This window comes from Palleronia pontilimi (assembly GCF_016412875.1).
GTDB lineage: Bacteria > Pseudomonadota > Alphaproteobacteria > Rhodobacterales > Rhodobacteraceae > Palleronia > Palleronia pontilimi.
The window spans coordinates 174,510-189,245 of record NZ_JAEKPD010000010.1; the positions used below are offsets into that span (position 1 = coordinate 174,510).

Here is a 14,736-nt window from a genome sequence, read left to right on the forward strand (position 1 = left end):
CCCGCGTATGAGCTCTGCCGATTTCGCCATTCTCGCGCCCGAGATCGTCCTGTCGATCTACGCGATGCTGGGCCTTCTGGCCGCAGTTTATACCGTGAAGGACGGGCTGGCCGCGGCGCTGGTCTGGTCCACGGCGACCTTGTTCGTGGTGCTGGCGGCGTGGATCGGGCTTTCGGGATCGGGCGACAACGTGGCCTTCAACGGGATGTTCCACGACGACGCCTTCTCGCGGTTCGCCAAGGTCACGATCCTGCTGTCGGCGGCCGCCGTGCTGCTGATGAGCCAGGAATACATGGCCCGTCGCGGCCTGTTACGGTTCGAGTTCCCGCTGCTGGTGGCGCTGGCCGCCGTGGGCATGATGGTCATGGTCAGCGCGGGCGACCTGATGGCGCTTTACATGGGGCTCGAGCTGCAATCCCTCTCGCTCTATGTCGTCGCTGCCCTGCGCCGCGACAGCGTGAAATCCACCGAGGCGGGACTGAAATACTTCGTGCTGGGCGCGCTGTCGTCGGGCCTGCTGCTCTACGGCGCGTCGCTGACCTACGGCTTCGCGGGCACGACGCTCTTCTCGGGCATCATCGCCTCGGCGGGCGAGGGCACGGCGTCGCTGGGCCTGCTTTTCGGCTTGGTGTTCATCGCCGCGGGCCTGGCCTTCAAGGTCAGCGCCGCGCCCTTCCACATGTGGACACCCGATGTCTACGAAGGCTCGCCCACGCCGGTCACCGCCTTCTTCGCCACCGCCCCCAAGGTGGCTGCCATGGGCCTGATGGCGCGCGTCGTCCACGACGCCTTCGGCGGCGTCAGCGCGGACTGGACGCAGGTGCTGGCGGCGCTGTCGGTGGCGTCGATGTTCCTGGGCGCCATCGCGGCCATCGGGCAGACCGATATCAAGCGGCTGATGGCCTATTCGTCGATCAATCACATGGGCTTCGCGCTGATGGGGCTGGCCAGCGGCAGCGCCTTCGGGGTGCAGGCGATGCTGGTCTACATGGCGATCTACGTCACCATGAATATCGGCACCTTCGCCTTCATCCTGACCATGGAAAAGGACGGCGTTCCGGTCGTGCGTATCGACGCGCTGAACAATTACGCCAAACGCGAGCCGACGAAGGCGCTGGCGGTCCTGATCCTGATGTTCTCCATGGCAGGCGTGCCGCCGCTGGTGGGCTTTTTCGGCAAGTTCTACGTGCTGACGGCCGCGGTGGATGCGGGCATGGCGTGGCTTGCGGTGCTGGGCGTGATCGCATCGGCCATCGCCGCGTATTACTACCTGCGGATCGTCTACTACATGTATTTCGGCGTCGAGTCGGATGCACTGAATGGCGGCAAGTCCCCGATCCTGTGGGGCTTCCTGATGGTATCGGCGGCGGCCATGGTGGTGGGCGTCATCAACCTCTTCGGGATCGAGGGCGCGGCGGCGCTGGCGGCGGAAACCCTTGTCAACTGAGCCCGTCTGGCCCGAAGGCTACGCCCAGATCGTTCGCGAAACCGTCGACAGCACCAATGCCGAGGGGCTGCGGCTGGCGGGTGAGCTGGAATATCCGACTTGGATCCTCGGACTTGAGCAGACCGGTGCGCGCGGGCGCCGCGGCCACGGCTGGCAGACCCCGCGGGGCAATTTCGCGGCCACGCTGATGCTGCGCCCCACGGGCACCGCCGGTTGGGCCGCCCTGCGCAGCTTCATGGCGGCCAATGCGCTGTTCGAGACGCTGGCGCTGTATATGGACCGGTCGCGGCTGGCGCTGAAATGGCCCAACGACGTGCTGCTGGACGGGGGCAAGGTGGCTGGCATCCTGCTCGAGACGACCAGCAACGGCAGCCAGATCGATTGGCTGGCCATCGGGATCGGCGTGAACCTGGCGCACGTGCCGCCGGGCATCCGGGACGCCGCCTTCCCGCCCGTCGCGATGGACGAGGCCCCCGATCCCGAAGACTTCCTGCTGCGGCTTGCGGGTCATTACGCGACGCAGGAAAGCATCCTGGAGCAGCTGGGCTTCGAGCCGATCCGCGAGAAATGGCTGCGCCACGCCGCCCGCCTGGGCGAGGTCATCACCGCCGATACCGGGCAGGAAGAACTGACCGGCGTCTTCCGCACCATCGACGAGGCCGGGCAGCTGATCCTGGACACCCCCCAGGGCGAGCGCCGCATCGCCGCCGCCGATATCTTCTTCTAGGGGGCGGGGAGGATGCTTCTGGCGATTGATTGCGGCAACACGAACACGGTGTTTGCGCTGTGGGACGGGACCGAGTTCCTGGCCACCTGGCGCTGCTCGACGGAATGGCGACGGACGGCGGACGAATATTACGTCTGGCTGAAGACGCTGATGAAGCTGGAAGGCATCGACGTGACGGTGACCGAGGTCATCGTCAGTTCGACCGTGCCCCGCGTGGTCTTCAACCTCCGGATCCTGTGCAACCGCTACTTCGACTGCCGCCCCTACGTCGTGGGCAAGCCGGACTGCGCGCTGCCCATCGGCGTCCGCGTGGACGAAGGCACGGCAGTGGGGCCCGACCGGCTGGTGAACACCGCGGGCGGGTTCGATCTGCATGGCGGCGATCTGATCGTGGTGGATTTCGGCACCGCGACCACCTTCGACGTGGTGGGACGTGACGGCGCCTATGAGGGTGGCGTGATCGCACCGGGTGTGAATCTGTCGCTGCAGGCCCTACATGAGGCAGCAGCGGCCTTGCCCCTGGTGGACATCACTAAGCCGAACCAGGTGGTGGGCAAGAACACCGTCGATTGCATGCAATCAGGGATATTCTGGGGCTATGTGGGCCTCATCAACGGGGTGGTCGAGCGTATCCGCGAGGAGCGCGCCCGCCCCATGAAAGTTATCGGAACGGGCGGGCTGGCGCCATTATTCCAGCAAGGGGACGCGTCGTTCGACGTGTTCGAAGACAATCTGACGATGCACGGACTGACCGTGATCTATCGCCATAACAAGGACTTGGAAAACTAGTATGAGCAAGGAACGACTGATCTATCTCCCCCTCGGAGGCGCGGGGGAGATCGGAATGAATTGTTACGTCTATGGCTACGGCGCACCGGACAAGGAACGGCTGATCGTGGTCGATCTGGGCGTGACGTTCCCGGACATGGACACGACACCGGGGGTGGACCTGATCTTCCCGGACGTGACGTGGCTGGAAGAGCGCCGCGACCGGATTGAAGGCATCTTCATCACCCACGCCCACGAGGATCACGTGGGTGCCATCGGCCATTTGTGGTCGAAGCTGGACGCGCCGGTCTATGCCCGCGCCTTCACGGCCCACCACGCGCGCCGCAAGATGGAAGAGCAGGGGCACAATCCCGACAAGGTGCAGGTCATGGGCATCTGGCCCGAGATGCGTCAGTTCGGGCCGTTCAATATCGGTTTCCTGCCGGTGTCGCACTCGATCCCCGAAAGCTCGGCCATGGTGATCGAAACCAAGGGCGGCCGCGTAATCCATACCGGCGATTTCAAGATCGACTACGACCCCGGCGTGGGCGAGGCCTTCGATCGCGACCTGTGGGCCGAGGCATCGAAAGGCGGCGTGAAGGCGCTGGTCTGCGATTCGACCAACATCTTCTCGGGGACGGAAGGGCGCAGCGAATCGTCGCTGGCGCCCGAGATCACCCGCATGGTGGCCGAACAGCCGGGCATGGTGGTGGCGACCACTTTCGCGTCGAACGTGGCGCGGGTGAAGACGCTGGCCGAAGCGGGCATCGCCGCGGGCCGATCGGTCTGCCTGATGGGCCGTGCCATGCGCCGGATGATCGAGGCTTCGGTGGAAACCGGGGTGCTGCACGACTTCCCGTCGACGATCCAGCCAGAGGACGCGCGCGAATTGCCGCGCGAGAACTTGATGCTGATCGTCACCGGTAGCCAGGGCGAACGACGGGCCGCCTCGGCGCAGCTGGCGCGCGGCAAGTACATGGGCCTGACCCTGGCCGAGGGCGACACGTTCCTGTTCTCGTCGAAGACCATTCCCGGCAACGAGCGGGGCGTGATCTCGATCATGAACCAGTTTTCCGAGCAGGGCGTGGACGTCGTGGACGATGATGGCGGGCGCTACCACGTGTCGGGCCACGCCAACCGGCCCGATATCCAGGCGATGCACGATCTGGTGAAGCCGCAGATGGTGATCCCGATGCACGGCGAACACCGGCACCTGCGCGAACACGTGAAGCTGGCCAAGTCCGGTGGCCGCGCCGGTGTGCTGGCGCCCAACGGCACCTGCGTCTCGCTGTCGGGCAACAAGCCCGAGGTCGTGGAATATGTCGAGACAGGCCGCGTTTACCTGGACGGGGCGGTGCAGGTCGGTGCGCTGGACGGCATCGTGCGCGACCGGATCCGCATGGCGCTGAATGGCCACGCGGTGGTGACCATGATCATCGACGAAGACGACGCTCCGCTGGGCGATCCGTGGGTCGAGCTGATGGGCCTGCCCGACAAGGGCCGGTCGAACACGTCGCTGGTCGACGTGATGGAAGCCGATCTCGGCCAGTTCCTGCAGCGCGCCAATGACAAGACGCTGATGGACGACGCCAAGCTGGAGGACGAGCTGCGCAAGGTCGCGCGGCAGACCGCGCTGGACGAGATCGGGCGCAAGCCCGAGGTGACAGTCGTGGTGTCGCGCCTGAACTGACATGTTGGAGGGGGCCTTGCGCCCCCGCCGCTGGCGCGGCCCCCCGCAAGGTATTTCGGGAAAGATGAAGTCTAGTCACTGTCGTGGCAGAGGTAGACCGCGCCGCCGACGGCCACGACGCTGACGGCGGCGGCCCCGGCCAGGGCAGGGGCTGCCAGGGCTGCCGACAGGGCCGTGCCCGCGCCCGTGCCCAGGCTGGACAGCACCGACGCCGCGCTGCCCGACACCATGGCGGCACCGGACGCGTGCAGCACGGCGCTGGTGCGGCTTTCGCCCTCGCGGCGGTTGGTGACGATATCGGTGGCCGCGCCGGCGACGTTGAGCGCCCCGTCCTTTGCGGCATTCACGCGGTCGCAGGTGGTCACCGCGCAGCGGCCGCGGAACGTCCGCTCGCCCGGAACCAGCAGATAACCCAGCAAATCGTCGGGCAGCAGGCAGTAGCCGCTGAGATCCTCGTCGGGAACTTCGTTTGCCAGGAATGCGATCAGCGTTTCGCTGTCGCAGGCAGGCGGGCGGCCGAGCACCTTGTCGACGCCCAAGCCCGCCCAGCGCGCGCCGCGTTCCCGCAGGGACGGCGTTTCCGGCGCGACCGCCAGCGCGTCGCGGTCGATGAGGATCTCGGTGGAATTGACGTCGGCGCGGCAGATGTCTTCGGCCAGGGCCGGGAAAGCGCAGCAAAGAAGGGCTGTCAGAAGGGCATATCTCATGCCCTTCAAACTAGTGCGTCATGCGCTCTTCGAAAGACTTCTCGATGAAGGTGGGCAAGTGATCGCCCATGCCGACGACCGGGGTGTCGTTCTGACGCTCGCGGCCCCGTCCGCCGCGCGGCCGACGACCCGATTGCGGGCGTTCTTCGGGGGCGGGACGCGGCTCGGGCTTCGGCGCCTCTGTCCGGGTCTCTTCGACCGGTGCTTCGGCGACCGGGGCGGGCGCGTCTTCCTTCTTGCGGCGCGAGCGGGTGCGCTTCGGCTTTTCGTCGGACGCGTGCGCCGCGGGAGCTTCGGCCTTGGCGGTTTCCTCGGGGGCGCTGGCGCCGCCCAGCGGGTTGTCGAGACGGGGGATCTGTTTGCCGATCAGGCGTTCCACGTCGTCCAGGTTACGCTCGTCCGAGGGAACGCAGATCATGATCGCCTTGCCCTCGCGCCCCGCGCGCCCCGTCCGACCGATGCGGTGCACGTAGTCTTCGGCGTGAGACGGCACATCGAAATTGAACACGTGGCTGACCGCGGGCACGTCGAGCCCGCGCGCGGCCACGTCCGAGGCCACGAGAAACCGCAGATCGCCCGCGCGGAAGCCGTCCAGCGTGCGGGTGCGCTGTGACTGCTCCAGATCGCCATGGATCGGCGCCGCGTCATAGCCGTACTTGGAAAGCGATTTCGCAACGGTATCCACATCCGTCTTGCGGTTGCAGAAGATGATCGCGTTGGAGCACTTGTCGCCCTCGGCGTCGATCAGCGTGCGCAAGAGCTTGCGCTTCTCGCTGGCCTGGCGATCCTTGCGCGACCCTTTGAACAGAACCACGCCCTGTTCGATCGTCTCGGACGCGGTGGCCTGGCGGGCGACTTCGACCTTTTCGGGGTTGCTGAGGAAGGTGTTGGTGATGCGCTCGATCTCGGGGGCCATGGTGGCCGAGAAGAACAGGGTCTGGCGGGTGAAGGGCACCAGCGAAAAGATACGCTCGATGTCGGGGATGAACCCCATGTCGAGCATGCGGTCGGCTTCGTCCACCACCATGATCTTCACGTCGTTCAGCAGCAGCTTGCCGCGTTCGTGATGGTCCAGCAGGCGGCCGGGCGTGGCGATCAGCACGTCGACGCCCCGGTCGATCAGCTGGTCCTGTTCCTTGAAGGACACGCCGCCGATCAGCAGCGCCTTGGTGAGCTTCACGTACTTGGAATAGGTGTCGAAATTCTCGGCCACCTGGGCAGCCAGTTCGCGCGTGGGCGCCAGCACCAGGCTGCGCGGCATCCGCGCCTTGGCGCGGCCGCGGGCGAGCTGGGTGATCATCGGCAGGGTGAACGATGCCGTCTTGCCGGTCCCGGTCTGGGCGATGCCCAGCACGTCGCGGCCTTCCAGCGCGGCGGGAATGGCGCCCGCCTGGATGGGGGTGGGCGTGGTGTAGCCGGCTTCGTCGATGGCTTTCTGGACCTTGGGGCCCAGCTTGAGATCGCTGAATTTTGTCATGTGCGTCCGATTTTCTGCGGCCTCGGCCGCAAGTTCAGGACGAATTGGCCGCCCCGCTTCCCGACCGCGCGCATCGCGGTCGCGCGGGTAGCTACCGCGGATGGCCCACTCCGTCAATCGTGACGGATCGGCGCAGGGATCGGCGGAGTTTGGCGGTCGCCCCAGACGAGCCCGCGATAGTCGAAACCGCGCTCGATCGTCGGCTTCACGATGCGGAAATAGGGTGACAGGTCGAAATCCCGGGGCACGAACAGCGAATGGTGGCGGATATGAAGGATCTCGGCCCGACCGTCGGGGGCCAGACCATGGTTCAGCGGCAGGATCGGATAGCGCACGCATTGGAAGGCCTCAGCGATGACGGTCGAGCACAAGGCCCGTGTCGGATCGCCCGAGCCCAGTGCCAGCATCCGCCGCCGGAAGCGCCGGGGAACGGGCGGGCGCGGCATCAGGTAGCGGGCCAGGTCCACGATGTTCTTCAGGTCGTACATCTTGCCCACGGCGGCCCGCATGTGCCCGACCACCCTGTCGCGCGCGGCGGAGTCCAGATCGACGGGTCGGCAGATCCGTGTGTTCATATGGCCGTATTTGCTCAGCGGCGCGTAATGCACGCCGCCCTGCAGGTCCGCCTCGATCAGGTCGCGGTCCGGCCCGTCGCCCACGAAGAAGGCGGCATGCGACCAGGTCGAGGTCGTCAGGTACTTGATCGCCGTCGAAATGCGCGTGTCGCCCTCGACAAGCAGCACATCGGCGGGCTGCATTTCGGCGCACAGCTCGTCATGCGGGGTCACGTCGAAGCTTTCATACACCGCGACACGCTGTTCGAGGTATCGGGCCAGCACCCGGCCCAGTCGGGTTCGGATCGGTGTCATGCCGCTGCCTTTCGCCCTTTTTGACGGCTGCCGGATCATAGCACAGTGGCCTCAAAACGGCGCGTTTTCGGGCGTGGCGCCAAGGGGACGCGGTCCCCGCTACCGGCGGCTACAGGACCTCGGCGAACCGGGCGGGGATCTCGATCAGGATGCCGCGCTCCACGTTGGCCCCTTCGGCGATATGTCCCACGCGGGTGCGCACGCGGCCGGGGCGTGGCGAGGCGAGCTGGGCGCGCGCCGTTTCGATCGCCGGATCGCCGGGGGCAGGAGTGGCTGCGTTGACTTCGTCGAACCGGTTGAGGCGGCCCTTCACATGGCGGTTCAGCGACTCGTGCGTACCGCCGTCGATGCGCTCGACCAGCCGGGCGTCGGCGATGTCCTGGTCATGCAGCGCCAGGTGAAACAAGACCAGCCGGTCCGAGATGCGCACTTCCTGGAAATCGGCGCGGTGATAGCCCCGCTCTCAGGTGGCCGGGTGGAAGACGACGCAGGGCTTGGTGAATTCACGCGTGATGACGCCGTGCCTGCGCTGCGCGAGGATCGATCCCGCTTCCTGCGACAGGGCAGACTCGTTCGCGATGTCGTGGATGACGTCAATGCCAAGCGCCGAGATGCAGCCCTGGTCGCGTTCGGCAAGGATCGCGTCCGCAAGCGACAGTCCCGATTGCGGGTCCGCGACGAGAAACTCGTCGGTATCGGCCCTGACCACGGCCTTGTATTGGCCCAGCAGGAAGGCCGCGAAATCCGAGCAGAGCGCGGCCGACCAGTCGTTGCGCGGGCCGCGCGGCATGGGTCCGTCGAATGTCAGCACGTTCACCCCGGGCGGAAGCGCGGGCATCGTCCAGTCGCTGCCGTGGCGCAGCACGAACAACGCCTGAAGGCCAAAGGCGGCGCCATAGTGATCGATACATTTGCGCAGGAAATAGCTGTCGTTGCGCACCAGCGTGAAGGCGGCGATGTCACTCATGAGAGGCATACTCGTCGAAGCCACGGGCGGCGGGATTTTTGCGCAAACGCTGGCCGAGCACAAGCGCGGCCCTCGCGCCGGGTCCGCATGCGGGCTCAGTCGACGAGGATGCGGCCCTTGCGCAGGATCGCGGACATGAGGGTGCCCGGATCGCGCACCGGCTCGAGCGCGCCGCGTACGGTGACGCGCTGGCCTTCTTCGAGCGTGTCGATGGGATCGTCCAACATCACGGTCAGCGCAGTGCCGTGGCTGGGGTCGCCGCAGAACGGGCAGAAGCCGAGGTCCGAGACCAGAATGAATTCGCGCGCCTGGCCGCCATCGGTGACGGGCACAGCGTAGCCCGACAGGTCGAACTCGGCGATGCCGTCGCGCATCTGGGGCGGGAAGATCTTGGTAACGAACCAGTCGTCGGCCGTCTCGACCTCTTCGGTCTGGATGGCGCGCAGCAGGTCCCATCCCTGTACAGGGTCGGTTCCGGCGAGCCCCGCGGCGGGGGAGAGCGCGGTGGCTAGGGCGATACCCGAGACGGCCAGGGGGCTTGAAGGCATGAGGGGATCCTCTTCTGCACACAAAATTAAGCGAAAAGGTAACGGAATCGCTTTAAGATTCCAGACGTATTCTGGTCAGTTGGCGGCTCTTCGCCGGCCTAGACCATCATTTCCTTTGTGGCCGTGAGCTTGACCTCGGGATAGTCGCGCTCGACCCGGTCGATGTCCCATTGCAGGCGGGTGAGATAGACGAGGTCGCCGTCGCTGTCGTGGGCGATGTGCTGCTTGTTGGCCTGCACGAATTTGTCCACCGCCGCGTCTGCCCCTGACACCCAGCGGGCCGAGGTGAATTGCGACGACTCGAACCGGACGGGCAGGCCGTATTCCAGCTCGATCCGGCTGGCCAGCACCTCGAATTGCAGCGCGCCGACGACGCCCACGATGAAGCCCGCGCCCATCATCGGCTTGAATACCTTGGCGGCGCCTTCCTCGGCGAACTGGCTAAGCGCCTTGTCCAGGTGCTTGGCCTTCATCGGGTCGCCCGCGCGGCAGTTCTGCAAAAGCTCGGGCGCGAAGGACGGGATGCCGCTGACGCGCAGGCTTTCACCCTCGGTCAGCGTGTCACCGATGCGCAGCTGGCCGTGGTTGGGGATGCCCATGATGTCGCCGGCCCAGGCTTCTTCCGCCAGTTCGCGGTCCGAGGCCAGGAACAGCACCGGGTTGCTGATCGCCATGGGTTTCTTGGACCGCACATGGGTCAACTTCATGCCGCGCTTGAAATGGCCCGATGCCATGCGCACGAAGGCCACGCGGTCGCGGTGCTTGGGGTCCATGTTGGCCTGCACCTTGAACACGAAACCGGTGACCTTGTCCTCGTCGGGCGAGATCTGGCGCGGCTGGGCCTTTTGCGGCTGCGGCTCTGGGCCGAAATCGCCGATGCCGGTCATCAGTTCCTTGACGCCGAAGCTGTTGATGGCGCTGCCGAACCAGATCGGCGTCAGCGTGCCGTCCAGAAGCGCCTGCTGGTCGAATTTCGGCAGCAATTCGCGCGCCATCTCGACCTCGTCGCGCAGCTGCTCCAGCAGCGCTGCGGGCACATGCTCGGCCATCTTCGGGTCGTCGAGCCCTTCGAGCCGGATCGATTCCGCCACCTTGTTGCGGTCAGCGCGGTCCATCAGCTCCAGACGATCGTTGAGCATGTCGTAGCAGCCCAGGAAGTCGCGGCCCTGACCGATGGGCCAGGAGGCGGGTGTGACGTCGATGGCCAGGTTTTCCTGGATCTCGTCGATGATCTCGAACGTGTCGCGCGCCTCGCGGTCCATCTTGTTGCAAAAGGTCAGGATCGGCAGGTCGCGCAGGCGGCAGACCTCGAAAAGTTTCTGGGTCTGGCTTTCCACGCCCTTGGCGCCGTCGATCACCATGACCGCGGCGTCGACGGCGGTCAGCGTGCGATAGGTGTCTTCGGAAAAGTCGCTGTGGCCCGGTGTGTCCACCAGGTTGAAGCGGTAGTTCCCGAAATCGAAGGACATGGCCGAGGCCGAGACGGAAATCCCACGGTCCTTTTCCATCTGCATGAAGTCCGACCGCGTGCGCCGCGCCTCGCCCTTGGCGCGGACCTGACCGGCCATCTGGATCGCGCCGCCATAGAGCAGGAATTTCTCGGTCAGCGTGGTTTTGCCGGCATCGGGATGGCTGATGATGGCAAAGGTCCGGCGGCGCGCGATTTCGGGCGGCAGGGGGGCGGCGTTATGGGTGCGATCCAGCATGGGCGGCATATAAGCGGGCACGGTCCCGCGCGCAATCGCCCGCGATCCGTGCTATGATGGACGGTCAACGACAGGAGGATGTCATGAGCCTTATGGATATCGCCAACGAGCTGGTCGACCGGGTCCGCAACGGCGACGGAACGCAGCTTCTGGAAACGATCTACGCCAAGGACGCCGAGTCGGTCGAAGCCTCCAGTCCCGAGGGGGAAGACCGGGTGTCCAAGGGTCTGGACGCGCTACGCGGCAAGCACGCGTGGTGGGACGAGCACATGGAGACGCACAGCATGGGCGTCGAAGGCCCGTTCCCCCATGGCGACGACAAGTTCGCCGTGATCTACGACGTGGATGCCACGAACAAGCAGACTAAGGATCGCATGAAGATGCGCGAAGTGGCGGTTTACACGGTTCGGAACGACAAGATCGCGCGCGAGGAGTTCTTCTACACGTCGGGCGGCTGACCGGCGACTAGCAGGCGGATGCGCGGCGCAGCTGGTCGACGATGACCGCGCCCGCGCCGGGGGGAATCACGTATTCCTTGGCGTGGGTGTCGCTTTCGGTCATCCTGGCGCCCAGTTCCGCCGGAAGCGCGGACCGGGTGCGGGTATCGACCAGCAGCGTTTCGGCTGCAATGCCTTCGGCATAGATGATCTCGTGCCGGTCGAAGAGCAGCTGGAAGTAGTCCACGAAGCCGCCATCGGTGCGCGTCACGCTGGTGCCGTTCAGCAGGTGCTTGGCCTTGATCAGCACCTCCGCGCGACCCGCGCGCAGGTGATCCTGCCGCTGGTAGACGAACAGCCGATGGTTGGGGCTGACGATCAGGTCGTTTTCGTTGTTCAGCACGCCCTTCGCGATGCGGATCGGCGCGAAAACCCCGGACGCGCGGACCGTCTGCCGGCCGATCCAGCGGATCTTCTGGGGGCCGTGGTCACGGGTCAGAACCAGATCGCCCACTTTCAACGCCTCGATCGGTGTTTGGCAGCCGTTGGACATGGCGATGTGGGTGCCGCGGGTGAAGGACACGCAGGCTGCCTCGGCAAAGCGGGCGGCGGCGGCGTCGCGGTCGATGCGAACCAGCGTGTATTCGCGCCGGGCTTGCAGCGGGCTGAGCGGGAAAAGGTGGACCTGGGCGATGGTGCAGCGGTCGCGGTTCATCTCGACCACAACGACGATCTCGACCAGCGTGCCGTCGGTGGACATGAAGGTGGCGACGCAATCCAGGTGCAACTCGGCGCCGGGCATCCCCGTCTCGGATTGCAGAGCGATGACCATTTGCTTCTGGTCGGCCAAGTGACCGATGGCCAGTCGGACGCGGTCCACATCCGCCAGAAGCTGGTAGCTGTCGCCCAGGATCAGGTCGTCCGCGATGGACATCGGGTCGCCCAGGTTGGCCCCGTCCACGGCCGTGAAACAGGCCGCGGAGTAGACGGGCAGGCTTTGCGCGGGCTGGAGCGCGACGGATGAATGCACGGTCATGGCGGCAGCTTCCATGGATGGCGGGTGAAGATCCGACACCGATCCTTCCCCAAGGAACAGGCGGCGCACCCAGTCGAAACCTGATACGTCATCTGCCGTGATCTTTCAATTTTTCAACGTGGTCTTGCCTGACTTTTTGCGACTTTGGCCACGCGGCGTGGCCATTGCGGGCATTCGTGCCAGATTACGGGATGATCGGCGACAATCGGGCTGGACCACGGGGCGCCGCGAGACAGCGAAATAGAAACAAAAGGAGCGTTCATGGATCTGGGTATCAAGGGAAAGCGTGCGTTGGTCACCGCGTCGTCGAAAGGGTTGGGGCTTGGCTGCGCCCGTGCGCTGGCGGAAGCGGGCTGCGACCTGGTGATGAACGCGCGGGGGGCCGAAACGCTCGAAGCGTCGGCGCAGGCGATTCGCGACACCTACGGTGTGGAAGTCACCACCGTGGCCTGTGACATCACGACCGAGGAAGGCCAGATGCGGGTGCTGCAACAGGCCAGCAACCCCGACATCCTTGTCACCAACGCGGGCGGCCCGCCGCCGGGCATGTGGTCGGACTGGACTCGCGACGACTTCATCGCGGCGCTCGATGCCAACATGCTGACGCCCATCGCGCTGATGAAAGCCTGCCTTCCGGCGATGATGGAGCAGGGCTGGGGCCGCGTCGTGAACATCACGTCGGTGTCGGTCAAGGCGCCGGTTCCCGTGCTGGGGCTGTCGAACAGCGCGCGGGCGGGCCTGACGGGCTATGTCGCGGGCACGTCGCGGCAGGTGGCGGGCAAGGGTGTCACGATCAACAACCTGCTGCCGGGTATCCACGGCACGGACCGCGCCGATGCGCTCGATAAGGGCGTCATGGAAAAAGAGGGCGTCAGCTTCGACGAGGCCCGTGCCCAGCGGCAGGCCACGATCCCCGCGGGCCGCTACGGCACGCCCGAAGAGTTCGGCCAGGCCTGCGCGTTCCTGTGCTCGACCCATGCGGGCTTCATCGTCGGCCAGAACGTCCTGCTGGATGGCGGCGCGACGAACCTGTCGATGTGATCGGCTGGCGGTCAGGTTTTGGTTATGGGGGACACAACCCGTTGGCCTTGTTTCCCCTTTTCCGGTCTGCGTATCGGCATCTTCCAAGCGACCAGAGGCTGACCCTGCCGATCCGAAACCAGCGCGGCCTGCCCTTGAAGGGGTCGGGCCGCGCTGCTAGCTAAGCCCGACTGATATTGTCGGGAAAACGCATGGCCCCGGTGCCGCCACGACTGGAAATAATCGATCTTTGCTGCGCCTTCGACGGGCACCAGGTGGTCACGGACGTGTCCCTTTCGATCGCGGCGGGGCAGGTCTTGTGCCTTCTGGGCCCGTCGGGCTGCGGCAAGTCGACGACCCTGCGCGCCATCGCGGGCGTCGAGACGCCGGTGGCGGGGATCATCCGCATCGACGGGGTCGAGGTGTGCGGCCCCTCGGGCCTGACCCTGCCCGAGCAGCGGGGTGTCGGTCTGATTTTCCAGGATTTCGCGCTGTTCCCGCATCTCAGCGTCGCCGACAACGTCGCGTTCGGCCTGAAAGGCTCGCGCGCCCAGAAACGGGCCCGCGCGCGGGAGCTGCTGGAACGCGTCCGGCTCGAGCGCTATCTTGACGCCTATCCCCACGAGCTTTCAGGCGGCGAGCAGCAGCGCGTGGCGCTGGCGCGCGCCATCGCGCCGAAGCCGCGCGTGATGTTGATGGACGAGCCGTTCTCGGGGCTCGACAACCGGTTGCGCGACGGCATCCGTGACGAGACTTTGGCGCTTCTGAAAGAAGAAGGGACGGCGGTCCTGCTGGTCACGCACGAGCCGGAAGAAGCCATGCGCATGGCCGACGAAATCGCGCTGATGCGGGACGGCCATATCGTGCAGCGCGGCGCGCCCTACAATGTCTACAATGCGCCGGTGGACCGCGCAGCGGCGGCATTTTTCAGCGATATCAACGTGATCGAAGGCGAAGTGAATGGCGCGTTGACCGACACGCCCTTCGGCCAGTTCCTGGCACCCGGACAGCCCGATGGCACGAAGGTGGACATCGCGATCCGGCCCCAGCATGTCCGCATCGACTTCGACCGTGAAGGGCGCGGGCCCCATCCGACAGCGCAGGACGGCACACCCGCCCGCGCCGTGGTCCAGCGCGCGCGGTTCATCGGCAAGGAAAGCCTGGTGGAGTTCAAGCTGGATGCGAACGGAGCCACCATGATGGCCACCGTGCCGTCCGTGTTCCTGCCCAAGCCGGGCACGCCCCTGTGGCTGATGATCCGCCGCGACCGTTGCTTCGTCTTCCCGCGCAAGTGACACGCTGAGGGCGATGCGTGGCGGGGCCCCGGGTCGCTTCCG

The 14,736-nt window shown here is 65.9% G+C and carries 15 protein-coding genes; 7 read left to right on the forward strand and 8 right to left on the reverse strand.

All coding sequences use genetic code 11. The features are described from left to right. Positions 1-7 precede the first annotated feature (7 nt). Genes nuoN through ILP92_RS12375 form a run of 4 tightly spaced genes read left to right on the forward strand, consistent with a single transcriptional unit; the run spans position 8 to position 4,632 of the window. Positions 8-1,447 (forward strand): NADH-quinone oxidoreductase subunit NuoN, encoded by a 1,440-nt coding sequence (gene nuoN, locus ILP92_RS12360; RefSeq protein WP_198916700.1) that lies wholly within the window; start codon positions 8-10, stop codon positions 1,445-1,447. Beyond that, complete coding sequence (locus ILP92_RS12365; protein ID WP_198916701.1) at positions 1,437-2,174, forward strand: biotin--[acetyl-CoA-carboxylase] ligase; 738 nt, start codon at positions 1,437-1,439, stop codon at positions 2,172-2,174. Before nuoN ends, ILP92_RS12365 begins: the two co-directional genes overlap by 11 nt. A gap of 12 nt (positions 2,175-2,186) precedes the next feature. Further along, entirely contained in the window at positions 2,187-2,963 is a 777-nt protein-coding gene (locus ILP92_RS12370; protein ID WP_198916702.1) for a type III pantothenate kinase, read from the forward strand. A gap of 1 nt (position 2,964) precedes the next feature. Next, positions 2,965-4,632: a ribonuclease J gene (locus tag ILP92_RS12375; RefSeq protein ID WP_198916703.1), complete on the forward strand. Its 1,668-nt coding sequence runs from the start codon at positions 2,965-2,967 to the stop codon at positions 4,630-4,632. A gap of 71 nt (positions 4,633-4,703) precedes the next feature. On the opposite strand, the gene ILP92_RS12380 is transcribed toward ILP92_RS12375, so the two are convergent. The 7 genes from ILP92_RS12380 to ILP92_RS12410 all read right to left on the reverse strand — a co-directional run bounded on the left by ILP92_RS12380 (position 4,704) and on the right by ILP92_RS12410 (position 10,906). Next, positions 4,704-5,339 (reverse strand): hypothetical protein, encoded by a 636-nt coding sequence (locus ILP92_RS12380; RefSeq protein WP_198916704.1) that lies wholly within the window; start codon positions 5,337-5,339, stop codon positions 4,704-4,706. Between the two features lie 10 nt (positions 5,340-5,349). Next, a complete protein-coding gene (locus ILP92_RS12385; RefSeq protein WP_198916705.1) occupies positions 5,350-6,816 on the reverse strand; it encodes a DEAD/DEAH box helicase in 1,467 nt (488 codons plus the stop codon). Between the two features lie 113 nt (positions 6,817-6,929). After that, the gene (locus ILP92_RS12390) at positions 6,930-7,685 is read right to left on the reverse strand and encodes a C40 family peptidase (RefSeq protein ID WP_198916706.1); all 756 of its coding nucleotides are present in this window, start codon (positions 7,683-7,685) and stop codon (positions 6,930-6,932) included. Positions 7,686-7,794: 109 nt separating this feature from the next. After that, the gene (locus ILP92_RS12395; protein WP_198916707.1) at positions 7,795-8,115 is read right to left on the reverse strand and encodes a hypothetical protein; all 321 of its coding nucleotides are present in this window, start codon (positions 8,113-8,115) and stop codon (positions 7,795-7,797) included. Positions 8,116-8,148: 33 nt separating this feature from the next. Continuing rightward, on the reverse strand, positions 8,149-8,652 hold the full coding sequence (locus tag ILP92_RS12400) for a glycosyltransferase family protein (RefSeq protein ID WP_198916708.1): 504 nt from the start codon (positions 8,650-8,652) through the stop codon (positions 8,149-8,151). Between the two features lie 95 nt (positions 8,653-8,747). Next, positions 8,748-9,200: a hypothetical protein gene (locus tag ILP92_RS12405; RefSeq protein WP_198916709.1), complete on the reverse strand. Its 453-nt coding sequence runs from the start codon at positions 9,198-9,200 to the stop codon at positions 8,748-8,750. A gap of 98 nt (positions 9,201-9,298) precedes the next feature. Next, complete coding sequence (locus ILP92_RS12410; protein ID WP_198916752.1) at positions 9,299-10,906, reverse strand: peptide chain release factor 3; 1,608 nt, start codon at positions 10,904-10,906, stop codon at positions 9,299-9,301. Positions 10,907-10,989: 83 nt separating this feature from the next. On the opposite strand from ILP92_RS12410, the gene ILP92_RS12415 reads away from it, so the two are divergent. Further along, complete coding sequence (locus ILP92_RS12415; protein ID WP_198916710.1) at positions 10,990-11,364, forward strand: nuclear transport factor 2 family protein; 375 nt, start codon at positions 10,990-10,992, stop codon at positions 11,362-11,364. Between the two features lie 7 nt (positions 11,365-11,371). Here ILP92_RS12415 and ILP92_RS12420 read toward each other — a convergent pair whose 3' ends face one another. Continuing rightward, positions 11,372-12,379, reverse strand: coding sequence for a Hint domain-containing protein (locus ILP92_RS12420; protein WP_198916711.1), 1,008 nt, complete (start codon positions 12,377-12,379; stop codon positions 11,372-11,374). A 261-nt stretch (positions 12,380-12,640) separates the two neighbouring features. Between ILP92_RS12420 and ILP92_RS12425 the strand changes: the two genes are divergently transcribed. After that, a complete protein-coding gene (locus ILP92_RS12425) occupies positions 12,641-13,420 on the forward strand; it encodes an SDR family oxidoreductase (RefSeq protein ID WP_198916712.1) in 780 nt (259 codons plus the stop codon). A 191-nt stretch (positions 13,421-13,611) separates the two neighbouring features. Next, the gene (locus ILP92_RS12430) at positions 13,612-14,694 is read left to right on the forward strand and encodes an ABC transporter ATP-binding protein (RefSeq protein ID WP_198916713.1); all 1,083 of its coding nucleotides are present in this window, start codon (positions 13,612-13,614) and stop codon (positions 14,692-14,694) included. Positions 14,695-14,736: the final 42 nt, after the last annotated feature.

Coding starts and splice junctions, on each gene's coding strand:
- nuoN (WP_198916700.1), top strand. CDS start 8: ATGAGCTCTGCCGATTTCGCCATTCTCGCGCCCGAGATCGTCCTGTCG.
- ILP92_RS12370 (WP_198916702.1), top strand. CDS start 2,187: ATGCTTCTGGCGATTGATTGCGGCAACACGAACACGGTGTTTGCGCTG.
- ILP92_RS12375 (WP_198916703.1), top strand. CDS start 2,965: ATGAGCAAGGAACGACTGATCTATCTCCCCCTCGGAGGCGCGGGGGAG.
- ILP92_RS12380 (WP_198916704.1), bottom strand. CDS start 5,339: ATGAGATATGCCCTTCTGACAGCCCTTCTTTGCTGCGCTTTCCCGGCC.
- ILP92_RS12385 (WP_198916705.1), bottom strand. CDS start 6,816: ATGACAAAATTCAGCGATCTCAAGCTGGGCCCCAAGGTCCAGAAAGCC.
- ILP92_RS12390 (WP_198916706.1), bottom strand. CDS start 7,685: ATGACACCGATCCGAACCCGACTGGGCCGGGTGCTGGCCCGATACCTC.
- ILP92_RS12400 (WP_198916708.1), bottom strand. CDS start 8,652: ATGAGTGACATCGCCGCCTTCACGCTGGTGCGCAACGACAGCTATTTC.
- ILP92_RS12405 (WP_198916709.1), bottom strand. CDS start 9,200: ATGCCTTCAAGCCCCCTGGCCGTCTCGGGTATCGCCCTAGCCACCGCG.
- ILP92_RS12410 (WP_198916752.1), bottom strand. CDS start 10,906: ATGCTGGATCGCACCCATAACGCCGCCCCCCTGCCGCCCGAAATCGCG.
- ILP92_RS12415 (WP_198916710.1), top strand. CDS start 10,990: ATGAGCCTTATGGATATCGCCAACGAGCTGGTCGACCGGGTCCGCAAC.
- ILP92_RS12420 (WP_198916711.1), bottom strand. CDS start 12,379: ATGACCGTGCATTCATCCGTCGCGCTCCAGCCCGCGCAAAGCCTGCCC.
- ILP92_RS12425 (WP_198916712.1), top strand. CDS start 12,641: ATGGATCTGGGTATCAAGGGAAAGCGTGCGTTGGTCACCGCGTCGTCG.
- ILP92_RS12430 (WP_198916713.1), top strand. CDS start 13,612: ATGGCCCCGGTGCCGCCACGACTGGAAATAATCGATCTTTGCTGCGCC.